The following is a 281-nucleotide window of genomic DNA, read 5'->3' as shown; positions in this document are numbered from 1 at the left end:
TCGAAGATGTATAAAATAACATCTGCCAAGTGTTCAAGTGCCACCATGGCGTTTAGCTCGATGGTGTTCATATCATCGATGGGCCTGTCTAAAAGTCCAGGTGTATCTATGATCTGGTATTTCTGCCACTTACGTTCTAAGTGGCCGATTTGTATACCGGTGGTTGTAAATGGATAATCTGCAACTTTGGGTTCAGCAGTTGTGATCTGTCTTAGAATTGTGGATTTACCCACGTTGGGAAAACCGGCTATAACCGCTGTAATGGCATTGAAATCAACAGT

1 protein-coding gene is annotated in these 281 nt (G+C 42.7%); it reads right to left on the bottom strand.

What is annotated here, in order from left to right:
- A partial coding sequence (locus K6T82_RS24410) for a GTPase (RefSeq protein ID WP_223711665.1) occupies positions 1–281 on the bottom strand: 281 nt, incomplete at both ends.

The organism is Flavobacterium potami (assembly GCF_020026915.1).
Taxonomy (GTDB): Bacteria; Bacteroidota; Bacteroidia; order Flavobacteriales; family Flavobacteriaceae; genus Flavobacterium; species Flavobacterium potami.
The sequence above is the reverse complement of the archived record's forward strand: the minus strand, read 5'-3'. Positions and strand labels throughout refer to the sequence as shown.